At 54.7% G+C, this 14,703-nt stretch carries 13 protein-coding genes; 2 read left to right on the top strand and 11 right to left on the bottom strand.

Going from position 1 to position 14,703, the window contains the following annotated elements:
• Window positions 1-2 precede the first annotated feature (2 nt).
• Entirely contained in the window at window positions 3-263 is a 261-nt protein-coding gene (yfaE, locus tag ACIP6T_RS09245) for a class I ribonucleotide reductase maintenance protein YfaE (RefSeq protein ID WP_061717835.1), read from the top strand.
• A gap of 54 nt (window positions 264-317) precedes the next feature.
• Here the strand turns inward: yfaE and ACIP6T_RS09250 are convergent, their stop codons facing one another.
• Window positions 318-1,514 (bottom strand): nicotinamide mononucleotide deamidase-related protein YfaY, encoded by a 1,197-nt coding sequence (locus tag ACIP6T_RS09250; protein WP_345828916.1) that lies wholly within the window; start codon window positions 1,512-1,514, stop codon window positions 318-320.
• 145 nt (window positions 1,515-1,659) lie between these two features.
• Window positions 1,660-1,968 (bottom strand): stress response protein ElaB, encoded by a 309-nt coding sequence (gene elaB, locus ACIP6T_RS09255; protein ID WP_008105125.1) that lies wholly within the window; start codon window positions 1,966-1,968, stop codon window positions 1,660-1,662.
• Window positions 1,969-2,276: 308 nt separating this feature from the next.
• On the opposite strand from elaB, the gene ACIP6T_RS09260 reads away from it, so the two are divergent.
• Complete coding sequence (locus ACIP6T_RS09260) at window positions 2,277-3,935, top strand: glucan biosynthesis protein (protein ID WP_345828915.1); 1,659 nt, start codon at window positions 2,277-2,279, stop codon at window positions 3,933-3,935.
• A 28-nt stretch (window positions 3,936-3,963) separates the two neighbouring features.
• Here the strand turns inward: ACIP6T_RS09260 and ACIP6T_RS09265 are convergent, their stop codons facing one another.
• The 9 genes from ACIP6T_RS09265 to nuoG all read right to left on the bottom strand — a co-directional run bounded on the left by ACIP6T_RS09265 (window position 3,964) and on the right by nuoG (window position 14,617).
• Window positions 3,964-4,416, bottom strand: a complete 453-nt coding sequence (locus tag ACIP6T_RS09265) for a GNAT family N-acetyltransferase (protein ID WP_345828913.1) — start codon at window positions 4,414-4,416, stop codon at window positions 3,964-3,966.
• A gap of 187 nt (window positions 4,417-4,603) precedes the next feature.
• Window positions 4,604-6,061 carry an NADH-quinone oxidoreductase subunit NuoN gene (gene nuoN / locus ACIP6T_RS09270; protein ID WP_400456538.1) on the bottom strand — a complete coding sequence of 486 codons (1,458 nt, stop codon included), beginning with the start codon at window positions 6,059-6,061 and terminating at the stop codon, window positions 4,604-4,606.
• Between the two features lie 6 nt (window positions 6,062-6,067).
• Complete coding sequence (gene nuoM, locus ACIP6T_RS09275; protein ID WP_097096598.1) at window positions 6,068-7,588, bottom strand: NADH-quinone oxidoreductase subunit M; 1,521 nt, start codon at window positions 7,586-7,588, stop codon at window positions 6,068-6,070.
• Between the two features lie 84 nt (window positions 7,589-7,672).
• The gene (gene nuoL / locus ACIP6T_RS09280; protein WP_400456541.1) at window positions 7,673-9,508 is read right to left on the bottom strand and encodes an NADH-quinone oxidoreductase subunit L; all 1,836 of its coding nucleotides are present in this window, start codon (window positions 9,506-9,508) and stop codon (window positions 7,673-7,675) included.
• Window positions 9,505-9,807 (bottom strand): NADH-quinone oxidoreductase subunit NuoK, encoded by a 303-nt coding sequence (gene nuoK / locus ACIP6T_RS09285; protein WP_007889334.1) that lies wholly within the window; start codon window positions 9,805-9,807, stop codon window positions 9,505-9,507. The genes nuoL and nuoK overlap by 4 nt, the downstream gene beginning before the upstream one ends.
• A complete protein-coding gene (gene nuoJ / locus ACIP6T_RS09290; protein WP_097096596.1) occupies window positions 9,804-10,355 on the bottom strand; it encodes an NADH-quinone oxidoreductase subunit J in 552 nt (183 codons plus the stop codon). Before nuoJ ends, nuoK begins: the two co-directional genes overlap by 4 nt.
• A 10-nt stretch (window positions 10,356-10,365) precedes the next feature.
• Window positions 10,366-10,908 carry an NADH-quinone oxidoreductase subunit NuoI gene (nuoI, locus tag ACIP6T_RS09295; protein WP_007889332.1) on the bottom strand — a complete coding sequence of 181 codons (543 nt, stop codon included), beginning with the start codon at window positions 10,906-10,908 and terminating at the stop codon, window positions 10,366-10,368.
• Between the two features lie 11 nt (window positions 10,909-10,919).
• Window positions 10,920-11,897, bottom strand: coding sequence for an NADH-quinone oxidoreductase subunit NuoH (gene nuoH, locus ACIP6T_RS09300; RefSeq protein ID WP_007889331.1), 978 nt, complete (start codon window positions 11,895-11,897; stop codon window positions 10,920-10,922).
• Window positions 11,894-14,617, bottom strand: coding sequence for an NADH-quinone oxidoreductase subunit NuoG (gene nuoG / locus ACIP6T_RS09305; protein ID WP_400456544.1), 2,724 nt, complete (start codon window positions 14,615-14,617; stop codon window positions 11,894-11,896). Before nuoG ends, nuoH begins: the two co-directional genes overlap by 4 nt.
• Between the last annotated feature and the right edge of the window lie 86 nt (window positions 14,618-14,703).

Here is a 14,703-nt window from a genome sequence, read left to right on the forward strand (position 1 = left end):
TTATGAGTCGTTCTGTTGTTATTCTGCGCAGTTCCGGCTCCCGGCTGGAGTGCGCAGAAGATCACCCTAATCTGCTGGCCACGCTTGAAGCAAACAATCTGTGCGTGGAATTTCAGTGTCGCGAAGGTTACTGCGGCTCTTGCCGCATGCGCTTACTGAAAGGCGAAGTGGATTATGCGGAAACTCCGTTAGCGTTTGTGCAGCAAGGCGAGATTTTGCCCTGCTGCTGTCGCGCCAAAGGGGAAATTGAGATTGAGCTGTGATTGAGATCGAGCCATGATTGAGAAGGTCGCCATGAATGGCGACCCTACGGCGCGCTAGTTTTTGACTGTTTCAAGAATATCAATCCAGCCGTGACCGGTGCTGACCTCGCTGCCGTGCAGCCAGCGACGCAGCATGTTCATCGCCATCATCGCCACCACTTTCTGCCGCGTTTCCACATTATGACGACCATGCATAAACTTCACACGCTGGCCCCAACTCGCTTCCGGCGTGTGCAGCGCAATCGATACCTCGCCCTCTTCCAGATTGCCGACGGATAACGCCAGCGCGGTACTCTGCTGCTGCGCCCAATCACGCGTGCGCACAACCAATGATTCCAGATCTTCATCCTGCGCCGGCAAGATCTCCGCTTTACTGAGGGCAACGTTTGCGGCAGCCAGCTGCCAGTGAAGTAAACCGGCGGTGAACTGCTCACTCAGCGCCAGACGGAAACCACGATGCTGCAGTTCGCGCGCCAGCAGCGCCGGTAATCCTTCGGTGCCCTCAAAGATAGTGCATTCTGCCAGCAACAGTTTTACCTGCTGCCACACTTGCTCCATCGCCACGCGCTGCTCGGCGGGTCCGGTGAGTTTGATCTCGATGATCGGCATTGACGAGCGATAACCCATCACCACGCCTGCCGGCAGCGGTAGTGGCTCGAGCTCGGCGGCAATATCACTTTCGCCGCGGCCAAAGGTGGTGAGGCGTAAACACAGCGGCGGTTCTGGCAACGCAAAGCGCGCTTTGAGACGCGGAATGATCTCCTGCTCGACCATGACTTTAAATTCCGATGGCACGCCCGGCGTGAAGAAAATCCAGCAACGGTTGAGCTGCAACGCAAAGCCACATGCGGTGCCGACCGGGTTATCCAGCATCTCAGCATTTGCCGGGATTTCCGCCTGCTTGCGATTGCTCGGTGCCATAACGCGCCCACGGCTGGCGAACCAGGCTTCCATTTTTTCCAGCCAGGCTTGCTGAATCACTAATTCGCTACCGCTGGCAGTGGCGGCGGCCTGTGCGCTGAGATCGTCACTGGTCGGTCCTAAACCGCCGTTCACAATCAGCACATCGGCAATCTGGCTGCGGCTCTGCAAGGCTTCAACCAATGAGGTCATCGCATCACCCACGGTGCTGCGGCTGGTCATCGGTAAGCCGTGCTGGAAAAGCACATCGGCGAGCCAGGCGGCGTTAGTATCGACAATCTGCCCATGTAACACTTCATCGCCCGTTGAGAGCATTTCTACACGTATCACGTTGTGTTCTCCTTATCCCTGTTGCCTTACTGTAGAAAGCGCGCAGGCGAAACACAATCGCGGATGATGCGAAACAGAGATTTGATGGGAATGAATGAGAGGAGAAGCAGGAAGCGGGCGCGAAGCGTATCGCGCCCGTTGGAACTTAACGTCGTGCCAGCAGTAAACCGACAAACAGGCCAGCGGCGGCACCGATGCCAATCCCCTGCCACGGTTTTTCATGCACATAATCATCGGCGCGGTAAGCCGCATTTTTGGCACGATAATAGTAGCTGTCGGACGCCTGGCTAACGCGTGACTTTACGTCCTCCAGCGCTTGTTCAGCCTTGAGTTTCAGCTCGATGTATTTCTGATCGGCCGGGTCACCCGAAGCGCGCAATACTTCTTCCAGCGTTTCGGTCAGCAGCGCCAGGTCGTCGTCAAGGTGGGTTTCAAATTGGTCTGATGATGACACTATGTCGTTCCTCCATGTTCTTAACTCGTTGTGGTTTAACTATAGTCATAAATTCCAATTTTGCTGGCGACGACTCCCCAGGATTCTACTGAGTTTCATCCATTTCATTGCAAAGTTATGTTATCCGCGGCCCGGCGGCGCGAAATCTGCTTCGCTTATTTGATTAATCTGATAAATTTTCTGCGGACTGAATTTTTTAATTTCGCCACTGTCGTAACCCCCTGTAGCCTGACGCTCAGCGTCACACATGTGTGAAGCACGCACGACAGTCACAATACACCCGAGCAGCTAAGGATTAGATTTCCGGCATGAATCGTAGAAAATTTATGAAAGCGTCCATGGCCCTCTCCGCTGTTAGCGGCATGACGGGTCTCTCCACGCTGTTTGCACAATCCGCCTGGGCCGATGATGGCATCGCCGACGGTACCGCGGTTCGCTTCGATTTCGACTCACTGAAAAAGAAAGCCTCCGCGCTGGCAAAACAGCCCTGGGGTGGCGCACCCGGCCCCCTGCCCGATACGTTGGCCAATTTAACGCCTCAGGCCTATAACGAAATTCAGTATGATGCCAATCACTCGCTGTGGAATAACATTCCCGATCGCGTACTCGATGTGCAATTCTTCCACGTTGGTATGGGTTTTAAGCGCCGCATTCGCATGTTTTCGGTCGATGCCGCTAGCCGCGAAGCACGCGAGATCCACTTCCGTCCAGAACTGTTCAACTACCACGATGCCAACGTGGATACCAAACAATTGGTAGGTAAAACCGACCTCGGCTTTGCCGGTTTCCGTGCGTTTAAGAAACCGGAACTGGCGCGCCGCGATATCGTCTCGTTCCTCGGCGCCAGCTATTTCCGCGCCGTCGATGAGACCTTCCAGTACGGCTTGTCCGCGCGCGGCGTGGCGGTTAATACCTTTAGCAATGGCAAAGAGGAGTTCCCGGACTTCACCGCCTTCTGGTTTGAAACGCCGAAAGCCGATGACACCACGTTTGTGGTGTATGCGCTGCTTGATGGTGCCAGCATTACCGGAGCCTACAAGTTCACCATTCACTGCGAAGAAAAACGCGTGGTGATGGAGGTTGAGAACCATCTGTTTGCGCGTAACGAAATCCGCCAGCTCGGCATCGCGCCAATGACCAGCATGTTCAGCTGTGGTACCAATGAGCGCCGCATGTGTAACACCTATCATCCGCAAATTCACGACTCCGACCGTTTGGCGATGTGGACCGGTGAAGGTGAATGGATTGCGCGCCCGCTCAATAACCCGCAGCGCTTGCAGTTCAACGCCTATCAAGACGAGAACCCGCGTGGATTCGGCCTGCTGCAGCTCGATCATGACTTTAAAAATTACCAGGATGTGATTGGCTGGTACGACAAACGCCCAAGCCTGTGGGTGGAACCGATTGGCAAATGGGGCAAAGGCGCCATTAATGTGATGGAGATTCCTACCACCGGTGAAACGCTGGATAACATTGTTTGCTTCTGGCAGCCGTCAGAACCGGTGAAAGCCGGTAGCGAATTCAACTTCCAGTACAAGCTTTACTGGAGCCAGTTGCCGCCAGTGCGCAGTGGTTTAGCGCGTGTCGATGCAACACGTACCGGAATTGGTGGCTTCCCGGAAGGTTGGGCGCCAGGCGAACACTTCCCGGATCAGTGGTGCCGCCGCTTTGCCATTGATTTTGTCGGGGGTGATTTGAAAGCCGCTGCACCTAAGGGTATTGAGCCGGTGATTACCGTTTCTGATGGGACGTTTAAGCAGGTCGAGATACTTTATGTCGAACCGCTGAACGGTTACCGCATTCTGTTTGACTGGTATCCGAGCAGCGCTTCTACCAAGCCGGTAGATATGCGTCTGTTCCTGCGCACCAAGGATGAGACGTTAAGTGAAACCTGGCTTTATCAGTACTTCCCGCCGCCGCCAGACCAGCGTAAATATGTTGATGATCGGCAGATGACGCCGGGCTGATGATAGCGGCGAGGAGCGATCCTCGCCGCTATGCTTTCTGCATGCCGATATGAGGAATATCGTCTTCCATGTAGACTTCCGTGACCGCTTTAAAGCCCAACCTTCCGTAGAAACCTTCCAGATGTGCCTGTGCAGAGAGATAAACCGCTTGCTGTGGCCAGTATTTCTCGCAGCTTTCCAGCGCCTTCTCCATCAGGCGATAGCCTAATTTCAAACCGCGCGCCTCTTCAGAAACGATGACTCGGCCGATGAGCACCGGCGCTCCCTCTTGCGATGGTGTTAGCACCCGCGCGTACGCTAGCAGTTTACCGTCAAGAAACCCGAGAATATGGCGATTGTCTGCCGCCAAATCCTGGCCATCAATATCCTGATAAGGGCACTTTTGTTCCACGATGAAGACGTGATTACGTAGCGCGAGCAGCGTATAGAGTTGCTTTGCGGTCAGTTCGCTGTGGTGACAATCTAGCCAAAGCATTTCCATGGCGATTCCTTTTCTTAGCGTAAAAATGATGCTGCAAGAGTACCACAGCGCTAATGCGCACCGCATTGAACAGCTTTACACGCCTCAGACCTTATCTGTGCAATGTGTGCAAACTCTCATTCCGGCCTCCTTTAGGCAAAAAAAATCGGACCCGTGGGCCCGATTTCAGTTGTCGCATCAATTTGGATTACATCAGTGGCTGAGCCATCTGCACCAGCGAGATAAGCGGCTGCGGATAAACGCCAAGCAGCAGCACCAGAATTGCGGAGATCAGCACCACCACACCACCCGCTGTAAATGCCCAGTTGGCTTGTGTATCGCGGTTATGCAGTTCTGGTGGGCTGAGATACAGACTCACCGTCACGCGCAGATAGTAGTAAAGACCAATCGCACTACCAGCAACCACGGCACCACTCAACCACCACAGATGTGCATTCACACTCGAAGCGATAACGTAGAACTTACCAATGAAGCCGAGCGTCATCGGGATACCCGCCAGTGACAGCATCATTACGGTCATAACGGCTGACAAAATCGGACGGTGCCAGAACAGACCACGATATGAGTAAAGTGTATCCGCATCCGGACCTCGGTATGGGCTCGACATCAGGCTCACCACACCGAACGCACCAAGGCTGCTGAACAGATAGCCGGCCAGATAAACTCCGGCGGTTTCCAGCGACAGCTGATGGGTTTTCACCGCAATCAGCGCCACCAGCAGATAACCTAAATGCGCGATTGATGAGTAACCCAGCAGACGCTTGATGTTGCTCTGAGAAATCGCCATCAGGTTACCGAACAGGATCGAGGCAAAGGCAATGATGCCCAGCACGGTTCGAACGGCTTCGCTATCAGTGACGGGCGCGTACATGAACAGGCGCATAATCACGGCGAAGATGGCGATCTTGCTGGCGGTAGCCAGGAAGGTTGAAACCGGCGCAGGCGCACCCTGATAAACATCTGGCGTCCACAGATGGAACGGCACCAAGGAAAGCTTAAAGCCCAGACCGATAATCATCATACCCAGACCCAGCAGCAACAGTGGCTCCTGAATCATGCTGTCGCTCAGGCTTTTACCCAACTGCACAAAGCTCAAGCTGCCGGAATCGGCATAGATCAGCGCGATACCGAACAGCAGGAATGATGAAGCCGCAGCTGACAGAATGGTGTATTTCAGCGACGCTTCCAGCGAACGTTTCTGGCGGAAGGCGTAACCAATCAAACCAAACAGCGGCAGAGATAGCAGTTCAATACCGATGAACAGCGCCGCCAGATGATTAGCACTCGCCAGCACAATCCCACCGAGAGCCGCAATCAGCACCAGCAGATAGAATTCATCTTTATTGTCCGGGAATCCGGCTAACCATGGATAAGCAAAGGTGCAGGTAGCCAGACTCGCTAATGCCACCAGCGCGGTATAGAACATTGAATAGCCATCTACGCGCAGCAGCGGCGTGACATCCATCGCCCCCGCCTGGCCGACAAACCACAGAGAAAACAGCGCAATGTTAAGTCCGATCACCGTCAACGTGGCATTAACAAAATGATTGCGTCGCCACGCAATGGACAGCATCACCACCACCACCGTCAATCCGACGATCAACAGCGGCAGTAATGCGATCAGATGTTGAGGAGTTATTGTCATGGCGAATTACGGCCTTGTAGTTGAAATTGAAGCGGTAAACCACTGCTGAATATTGCTCATCGCAGCATGGGACGTGTCGAGGATCGGCTGTGGATAAATCCCCAGCAGCACCAACAGCACCACCAATACGCCGATAGTCATAAACTCACGCGGTGACATGCCCGGCAGCGGATCTTTCGATTTCGCTTCACCGAAATAAGCGCGTTGCATCATGATCAAGGAGTAAACCGAAGCAAACACCAGACCAAAGGTCGCTATTACGATAATTACCGGCACCACCTGGAAGCTGCCGGTCAGAATCATGAATTCGCCAACGAAGTTACCGGTACCCGGCATACCCAGGTTAGCGACTGCAAAGAACAGCGACAGACCCGGAATCCACTTAATTCGCGACCACAAACCACCCATCTGACGCATATCACGCGTATGAAGACGTTCATACAGTTGGCCACACAAGATAAACAGCGCCGCCGCAGACAGGCCATGGGCAATCATCTGGATAACCGCGCCCTGGAATGCCAACTGGCTGCCGGTGTAGATGGCAATCAGCACGAAGCCCATGTGCGAAATCGAAGTGTAGGCAATCAGACGTTTGATATCAGTCTGTGAGAAGGCCATCCACGCCCCGTAGAAGATGCCGATAATACCCAGCCACATCGCAATGGGTGCGAATTCCGCAGACGCGTTCGGGAACAGTGGCAGGCTAAAGCGCAACAGGCCGTAGGCGGCGGTTTTTAGCAAAATACCGGCGAGGTCAACTGAACCCGCGGTCGGTGCCTGGCTATGCGCATCAGGCAGCCAACCGTGCAGTGGCACCACCGGCATTTTCACTGCAAAGGCGATGAAGAAGCCCAGCATCAGGAGATATTCAACGGTGTGTGACATCGGGGTTTTCAGCAACTCTTCATAGCTGAAGGTCCACACGCCGGTTGCGTTGTAGTGCACAAATACCAGCGCCAGAATCGCGACCAGCATAATCAGACCGGAAGCCTGGGTATAGATGAAGAACTTGGTCGCCGCACTGATGCGCGTTTTACCGTCAGAAGCTTTATGCCCCCAAAGCGCGATGAGGAAGTACATCGGCACCAGCATCATTTCCCAGAAGAAGAAGAACAGGAACATGTCGATGGAGAGGAACACGCCAATCACACCGCCAAGAATCCACATCAGATTGAGGTGGAAGAAGCCCTGATACTTCTCAATTTCGTTCCAGGAACACAGTACTGCCATCAGGCCGAGCAGGCCGGTCAACACCACCATCAGCAGCGACAGACCATCAATCGCCAGATGGAAGTTGATACCAAAACGCGGAATCCACGGCACGGAGAACGTCGATTGCCATTGCGGAATACCCGCAGCCTGCGTCAGTGAATAGCCTCCCTGCAACCAGAGCTGCAGGCCAAGCGCCAGCGTCAGGCCCATGGTGATCATGGCAATCCAGCGCGGAACTTTCGCGCCAAGGCGCTCCGCCAGCCAGCAGAGCAAGCCACCGACAAAAGGTATGATTATTAGCCAAGGTAATAACACGGCAAACTTCCCTTTTTATTGCCTTACTTCAGGCAATTTTTGACATTCTAATTGGGCGAGCGAACCCGCCCCGCTCATCAATCTTTACATCACCAGCAGCAGCGCCAGCACCACCACGGCGCCAACGCTCATCGAAGCCACGTACCAGCGCAGATAACCGTTTTCGCTCACCACCAATCCTTTATTACCGATACGCGACAGCAGCGCAGGCAGGTTCATCAGTGAGTTAAGCGGATCGCGTTTCAGTAGCCAGGCGATGCCGAGATAAGGTTTTACGAACACCTTGTCATACAGCCAGTCGAAGCCCCAGGCCGCGAACCACCAGGTGCCGAAGAAACGACCCGGCGCGCTGTTGGCGATGCTGGTCACTAGCTGACGTTTACCCAGCCACAGCGCTGCAGCGATCAGGATCCCGACGATAGCCACTACGCCTGAGGTGATTTCCAGCATCACTTTGCCGCCTTCACCAAACTCGTTCTGTGGCAATACGCCCGCCAAAGGAGGCGTGATCAGCGCACCAATAAAGGTGGAGAGCACCATCAGCACAATCAGCGGCAGATGATGAGTAATGCCTTTGCCGGCGTGCGCATGGATTTTCTCTTCGCCGTGGAACACGATGAAGATCATGCGGAAGGTGTAGATCGAGGTGAGGAATGCACCCACCAGACCCGCAACCATCAGATTGATGTGGCCATTTGCCAGCGCACCAAACAGGATTTCATCTTTACTGTAGAAGCCTGCGGTGATCAGCGGCAGTGCCGCCAGCGCCGCGCCGCCCACCAGGAAGCAGACGTAGACCAGCGGAATGCTCTTACGCAGGCCGCCCATCTTGAAGATGTTTTGCTCATGGTGGCAGGCAAGAATGACCGAGCCTGAAGAGAGGAACAGCAAGGCTTTAAAGAACGCATGCGTCATCAGATGGAAAATTGCCGCGTCCCATGCCTGCACGCCAAGCGCGAGGAACATGTAGCCGATCTGACTCATGGTGGAGTAGGCCAGCACGCGTTTGATGTCGGTTTGCACCAGCGCAGCAAAACCTGCCAGCACCAGCGTAACCGCACCCACAATGCCCACCAGATGCAGCACTTCCGGCGTCAACAGGAACAAACCATGCGTACGCGCAATCAGGTAGACACCGGCGGTGACCATGGTGGCGGCGTGAATCAGCGCCGAAACCGGAGTTGGGCCCGCCATCGCATCCGCCAGCCAAGTTTGTAGCGGCAGCTGTGCCGATTTACCGACCGCGCCACCCAACAGCATCAGCGTTGCCCACTGCAGCATGTGATTGTCAGCAGCGAAGTGCGCTGGCGCCAGCTCAACCAGTTCGCGGAAGTTCAGCGTACCGAGTTCGTTGTAAAGGATGAACAACGCGAAAGCGAGGAACACGTCACCGACGCGGGTGATGATGAAGGCTTTCATCGCCGCTTTGCCGTTTTCTGGATTGCTGTAGTAGAAGCCAATCAGCAGATAGGAGCACAGGCCCACGCCTTCCCAGCCGAGATACATCAGCATCAGGTTATCGGCCAGCACCAACACCACCATGCTCGCAATGAACAGGTTGGTGTATGCGAAGAAGCGCGAATAACCTTCTTCGCCACGCATGTACCATGAAGCGAACATGTGGATGAAGAAACCAACGCCGGTGACGACTGACAGCATGGTCAGCGATAAGCCATCCAGCACCAGGTTTACTTTGATATTGAAATTGCCAACGTGAATCCAGGTCCACAGCGCCTGAGTGAAAGGCTGCTGGCCCTGATTGAAGAAGTCAAAACCGGCATAAATAGTGGTCAATGCTGCCAGACCAACAGAACCCATGCCAACGGCAGCCGACAGGTTTTCCGACCAGCGACCGCGTGAAAACGCTAACAGCAAGAAGCCAATCAGCGGAAATAATACGGTTAAATAGAGAAGATTCATCCGCGCATCTCGCTCACTGTGTCAATGTTCAGCGTCTGACGACGACGATAGAGCTGGAGCAACAGCGCCAGACCAATACTCGCTTCCGCCGCCGCAAGGCTGATGGCCAGAATGTACATCACCTGGCCGTCAGCTTGTCCCCAATAGCTGCCCGCCACCACCAGCGCTAACGCCGAGGCATTGATCATGATTTCCAGACCAATCAGCATAAACAGGATATTACGACGCAGCACCACGGAGGTCAGGCCGAGAACAAACAGCACAGCGGCCAACATCAGACCGTGTTGTAACGGGATCATGCGTGATCCTCCTTATTCGCTTGCGCATCCGCTTGACGATTGCTCAGCACTTCGCCGTGACGCTCTTCACGCCCAATATGGAAGGCCACCACCAGACCGGCCAGCAGCAGCATGGATGCCAGTTCCACTGCCAGAACGTACGGACCAAATAGGCTGATACCTACGGCTTTGGCGTCGATGATGGTGCCATCAATGCCCTGATCGTGCGCAGTGCTGATAGCGTAAATCATCACCACCAACAGCAGCAAAGAGACGATGCCTGGACCAATCCACAGTGAAGGCTTCAGCCACTCACGCTCTTGATCCTGCTGGGTTTTACCCAGGTTCAGCATCATCACCACGAAGACGAACAGCACCATAATGGCACCGGCATAGACGATGATTTCCAGGGCGCCAGCAAAGTAAGCACCCATCGAGAAGAACACGCCAGCAATCGACAGCAGCGAGACAATCAGGTACAGCAGCGCATGTACCGGATTGGTATGCGTGATGACGCGCAACGTCGTCAGCACCGCCACCAGTCCGCAAAGATAAAACGCAAATTCCATACCTGGCTCCTTAAGGTAACAACCCTTTGACGTCGATCGGCTTGGCTTCGTTTTCCGCTTCGCCCTTCTCTTTTCCGTCGATCGCCATACCAGCCATACGATAGAAGTTGTATTCCGGGTATTTACCCGGACCGGAAATCAGCAGATCTTCCTTCTCATACACCAGATCCTGACGCTTGAACTCACCCAGTTCGAAATCTGGCGTCAGCTGAATCGCGGTGGTTGGGCAAGCTTCTTCGCACAGACCACAGAAGATGCAGCGTGAGAAGTTGATGCGGAAAAACTCCGGATACCAGCGTCCATCCTGCGTCTCGGCTTTCTGCAGCGAGATACAGCCCACAGGGCACGCTACCGCACATAAGTTACAGGCAACGCAACGCTCGGCACCATCCGGATCGCGCGTCAGCACAATACGTCCACGATAGCGCGGCGGCAGATAAACCGGCTCTTCCGGATACATTTGAGTTTCGCGCTTGGCGAAGGCATGCATGCCTATCATCCAGATACTGCGCACTGTCGTGCCGAAGCCAACGACAATATCTTTTAAAGTCATTTCATTGTCCCTTACTGCGCGGTGGACAGAATCACTGCGGCGGTTGCCAGCAGGTTCAACAGCGTCAACGGCAGACACACTTTCCAGCCGAACGACAGCACCTGGTCATAGCGTGGACGCGGCAGCGCAGCACGAATCAGGATAAACATCACCATAAAGAACGCTGTTTTCAGAGCGAACCAGATGAATGGCGGCAGGAACGGACCGTGCCAGCCACCGAAGAACAGCGTAACAATCAGCGCTGACACGGTGGTGATCGCAACGTATTCACCGACGAAGAACAAGCCGAACTTCATACCGGCATATTCAATGTGATAACCGTCCGCCAGTTCCTGCTCGGCTTCTGGCTGGTCAAATGGGTGGCGGTGACAGACCGCTACGCCCGCGATACAGAACGTCAGGAAGCCGAAGAATTGTGGAATGATGTTCCACAGATGCGCCTGGCTTTCGACGATGGCGTTCATGTTGAATGAACCGGCTTGCGCCACCACACCCATCAGTGACAAACCAAGGAACACTTCGTAGCTCAGCGTCTGCGCTGAGGCACGCATCGCACCCAGCAGTGAGTATTTGTTGTTACTTGACCAGCCGGCGAACAGCACCGCATAAACCGCCAGACCCGCCATCATCAGGAAGAACAGCAAACCGATGTTCAGGTCAGTGACCATCCACGTTGGCGAAACCGGCACAATGGCAAACGCTAGCAGCAGCGATACGAAGGCAATAACCGGTGCCAGCGTAAAGATGAAGCGATCGGTAAACGGCGGAACCCAGTCCTCTTTGAAGAACATTTTGATCATGTCAGCAGCCAGCTGCAGCGAGCCGCCCCAACCGACACGGTTCGGTCCGTAACGGTTCTGCCATAAACCGAGCAGACGACGTTCAGCGAAACTCATAAAGGCGCCGCAACCTACCACTACCAGCAGGATAACCAGCGCTTTGCCGATGTTGATCAGGATTTCAATAACATCCGGTGTCAGCCAGCTCATTGCGCGGCCTCCTGCAGTTTGTCAATTTGCGCACCTGAGAGGAACGGCGGCACGCCCGGCATACCGAGCGGTAAACCTACCTGCCCTGCTTGCAGTGACGCAGAGAAACGTACTGGCAAACGCAGCGTTTCACCGGCGCATACCAGCTCCACAGAGGAACCGTTATTCACGCCCAGTTTCTCAGCATCGGCAGGGTTGATCACCAGCGTGGCCGGAGACATGCGTTTCTGGAATGTCGGTGAACGCTGCGTCATCTCCTCACTACCAAACAGCTGGTAGTAAGGTGCGACACGCCACTGGCTGCCTTCAACGAAGCTTTCTGGAATAGCGGTGAACCATGGCAATGTGCGATCGCTCGCTTCGAACAATCGCACGCCCGGATCGCCATGACGCAGTTTGCCGCCCACTTCAGCCTGGAATTTGTTCCATGCTTGCGGCGAGTTCCAGCCTGGCGCCCAGGCAAATGGAATTTGCGAACGTGGTGCACCCGGCTGGTTGTTACCTTCCATCGAGAAGGCAAACATGGTGTCTTTATCCTGCGGCTGACGCGGTTCATGCACACTGATATCGGCGCGCATCGCGGTACGGCCGCTGCTGCGGTGCGGTGAACGGGCCAGTTTTTGACCGCGAATACGGAAGCTCGCATCTGGCGCGGCATCCTTAATGCCTTTCAGCTGCGGAAGAGCCGCAACGGTGGCATCAATGACGTGGTCTAACTGCGTCCAATCGATATGACGACTTTCAATGGCACTGTGCAGCGAGCGTAACCAGCGCCAGCTTTCCAGCATCACTACGCTGTTATCGTAATAAGAAGGATCATAAACCTGGAAGAAGCGCTGAGCGCGACCTTCGTGGTTAATCGATGTGCCATCGCTCTCAGCGAAGCTGGCGGTAGAAAGCACTAAACCGGCTTTCTCCAATGTTGCAGTACGCTGATGATCGACCACAATCACATTCGCTGTAGTATCCAGCGCCGCATCCACCTTGGCTTTTGGCGCATGACGATAGAGATCGTTTTCCAGCACCACTAACGCATCGGCTTCGCCTTTACTCAGCTGCTCCAGTGCGCTATCCAGCGATTGCCCGCCCATCAGGCCGAGGCCAAAGCTGTTCGCCGCACCGGCTAGCAAGGTAATGCCGACATCGGCTCCGCGCGCTTTCAAGGCTTTCGCCACGTTCGCGGCGGCTTCAATCATCGCGATGCTACCGGAATGCGTACCTGAGATGATCAGCGGTTTTTTCGCACCCGCCAGCGCCTGAACCACGACATCTAATTTGCCGTTCAGTTTGCTGTCGAAACCGCTTACTGCCGGAGCGCTTTCATCAAGCGCATTGGCAATGGCGAAACCGAGGCGTGCCTGATCTTCCACCGGCGCACGATAGCTCCATGCCGCGATATCATCCAGTCGGGTTTCGTCAACGTTGGTCACGAACAGCGGATGTTTGGCATGCTGACCGATATTAAGGATTGCCGCGATTTGCCAGTCAGCCACTTTCTGTGCGGCTGCCATCTCACGTGCTTTACCTTTTACCGCCTGGCGTACAGACAGCGCCACGCGCGCGCCAACCTGAGTCAAATCTTCACCCAGCACCAGCACCGCATCGTAACTTTCAATTTCGCGCAGCGATGGCGTGTAAACGCCGCCGTCCTGCAGCACTTTCAGCATCAGCTCCACGCGCGCCTGCTCACCTGCCGGCATACCGGTAGAGAAGTTTTCTGCGCCCACCAGCTCACGCAACGCAAAGTTGCTTTCGATGCTGGCACGAGGTGAACCGATACCGATCACTTTCTTCGCTCGACGCAGAACATCCGCCGCCGCATTCACCGCTTGTTCAGCATTCAGGCTGACCGTATCGTTGCCGCGCTGTTGCACCGGATGACGAGGACGATCTTTGCGATTAACGTAGCCATAACCAAAACGGCCGCGATCGCAGAGGAAATAGTGGTTTACGCTGCCGTTGTAGCGGTTTTCAATACGACGCAATTCACCGTAGCGCTCGCCAGGGCTGGTATTACAACCCACGCTGCACTGCTGGCAGATGCTTGGCGCGAACTGCATGTCCCATTTACGGTTATAACGTTCAGAGTGGGTTTTATCGGTAAATACGCCGGTCGGGCAAATTTCTACCAGGTTACCGGAGAATTCGCTTTCCAGCGTGCCATCTTCCGGACGACCGAAGTAGACGTTGTCATGTGCACCGTAAACGCCAAGATCTTTGCCGTCGGCATAATCTTTGTAGTAACGCACGCAGCGATAACAGGCGATACAGCGGTTCATCTCGTGTGAAATGAACGGGCCGAGATCCTGATTCTGGTGCGTGCGCTTAGTGAAGCGGTAGCGACGGAAACTGTGTCCGGTCATTACCGTCATATCTTGCAGGTGGCAGTTACCGCCCTCTTCGCACACTGGGCAGTCGTGCGGATGGTTGGTCATCAGCCATTCCACCACGCTTTCACGAAACTCTTTCGCTTCGCCATCGTCGATGGAAATAAAGGTGCCGTCCGACGCCGGCGTCATGCAGGACATGACGAGGCGACCGCGGGTATCTTCGGCATTCTGGAATTGCTTCACCGCGCACTGGCGGCAGGCCCCTACGCTTCCCAGCGCCGGATGCCAGCAAAAATAAGGAATATCAAGGCCCAGAGAGAGACACGCCTGCAGCAGGTTGTCCGCTCCGTTCACATCATATTCTTTACCGTCTACATGGATTGTAGCCATAGTGAACATGCTTCCGTAAGGCTCGCCCTAAGACGAGCGTTAAACATCTAATTCTTTCCCCTCGCCATTTCGGCAGGGTGAGCTCC

The sequence above is a fragment of the Pantoea sp. NPDC088449 genome (genome assembly GCF_044753225.1).
In the GTDB taxonomy this organism is placed as follows: domain Bacteria; phylum Pseudomonadota; class Gammaproteobacteria; order Enterobacterales; family Enterobacteriaceae; genus Pantoea; species Pantoea floridensis.

Bases quoted from the DNA above. Each gene is read 5' to 3' on its own strand.
- nuoK (WP_007889334.1), bottom strand. From the start codon at position 9,807: ATGATCCCGTTACAACACGGTCTGATGTTGGCCGCTGTGCTGTTTGTT.
- nuoH (WP_007889331.1), bottom strand. From the start codon at position 11,897: ATGAGCTGGCTGACACCGGATGTTATTGAAATCCTGATCAACATCGGC.
- ACIP6T_RS09260 (WP_345828915.1), top strand. From the start codon at position 2,277: ATGAATCGTAGAAAATTTATGAAAGCGTCCATGGCCCTCTCCGCTGTT.
- nuoL (WP_400456541.1), bottom strand. From the start codon at position 9,508: ATGAATCTTCTCTATTTAACCGTATTATTTCCGCTGATTGGCTTCTTG.
- nuoJ (WP_097096596.1), bottom strand. From the start codon at position 10,355: ATGGAATTTGCGTTTTATCTTTGCGGACTGGTGGCGGTGCTGACGACG.
- nuoG (WP_400456544.1), bottom strand. From the start codon at position 14,617: ATGGCTACAATCCATGTAGACGGTAAAGAATATGATGTGAACGGAGCG.
- ACIP6T_RS09265 (WP_345828913.1), bottom strand. From the start codon at position 4,416: ATGGAAATGCTTTGGCTAGATTGTCACCACAGCGAACTGACCGCAAAG.
- nuoN (WP_400456538.1), bottom strand. From the start codon at position 6,061: ATGACAATAACTCCTCAACATCTGATCGCATTACTGCCGCTGTTGATC.
- yfaE (WP_061717835.1), top strand. From the start codon at position 3: ATGAGTCGTTCTGTTGTTATTCTGCGCAGTTCCGGCTCCCGGCTGGAG.
- nuoI (WP_007889332.1), bottom strand. From the start codon at position 10,908: ATGACTTTAAAAGATATTGTCGTTGGCTTCGGCACGACAGTGCGCAGT.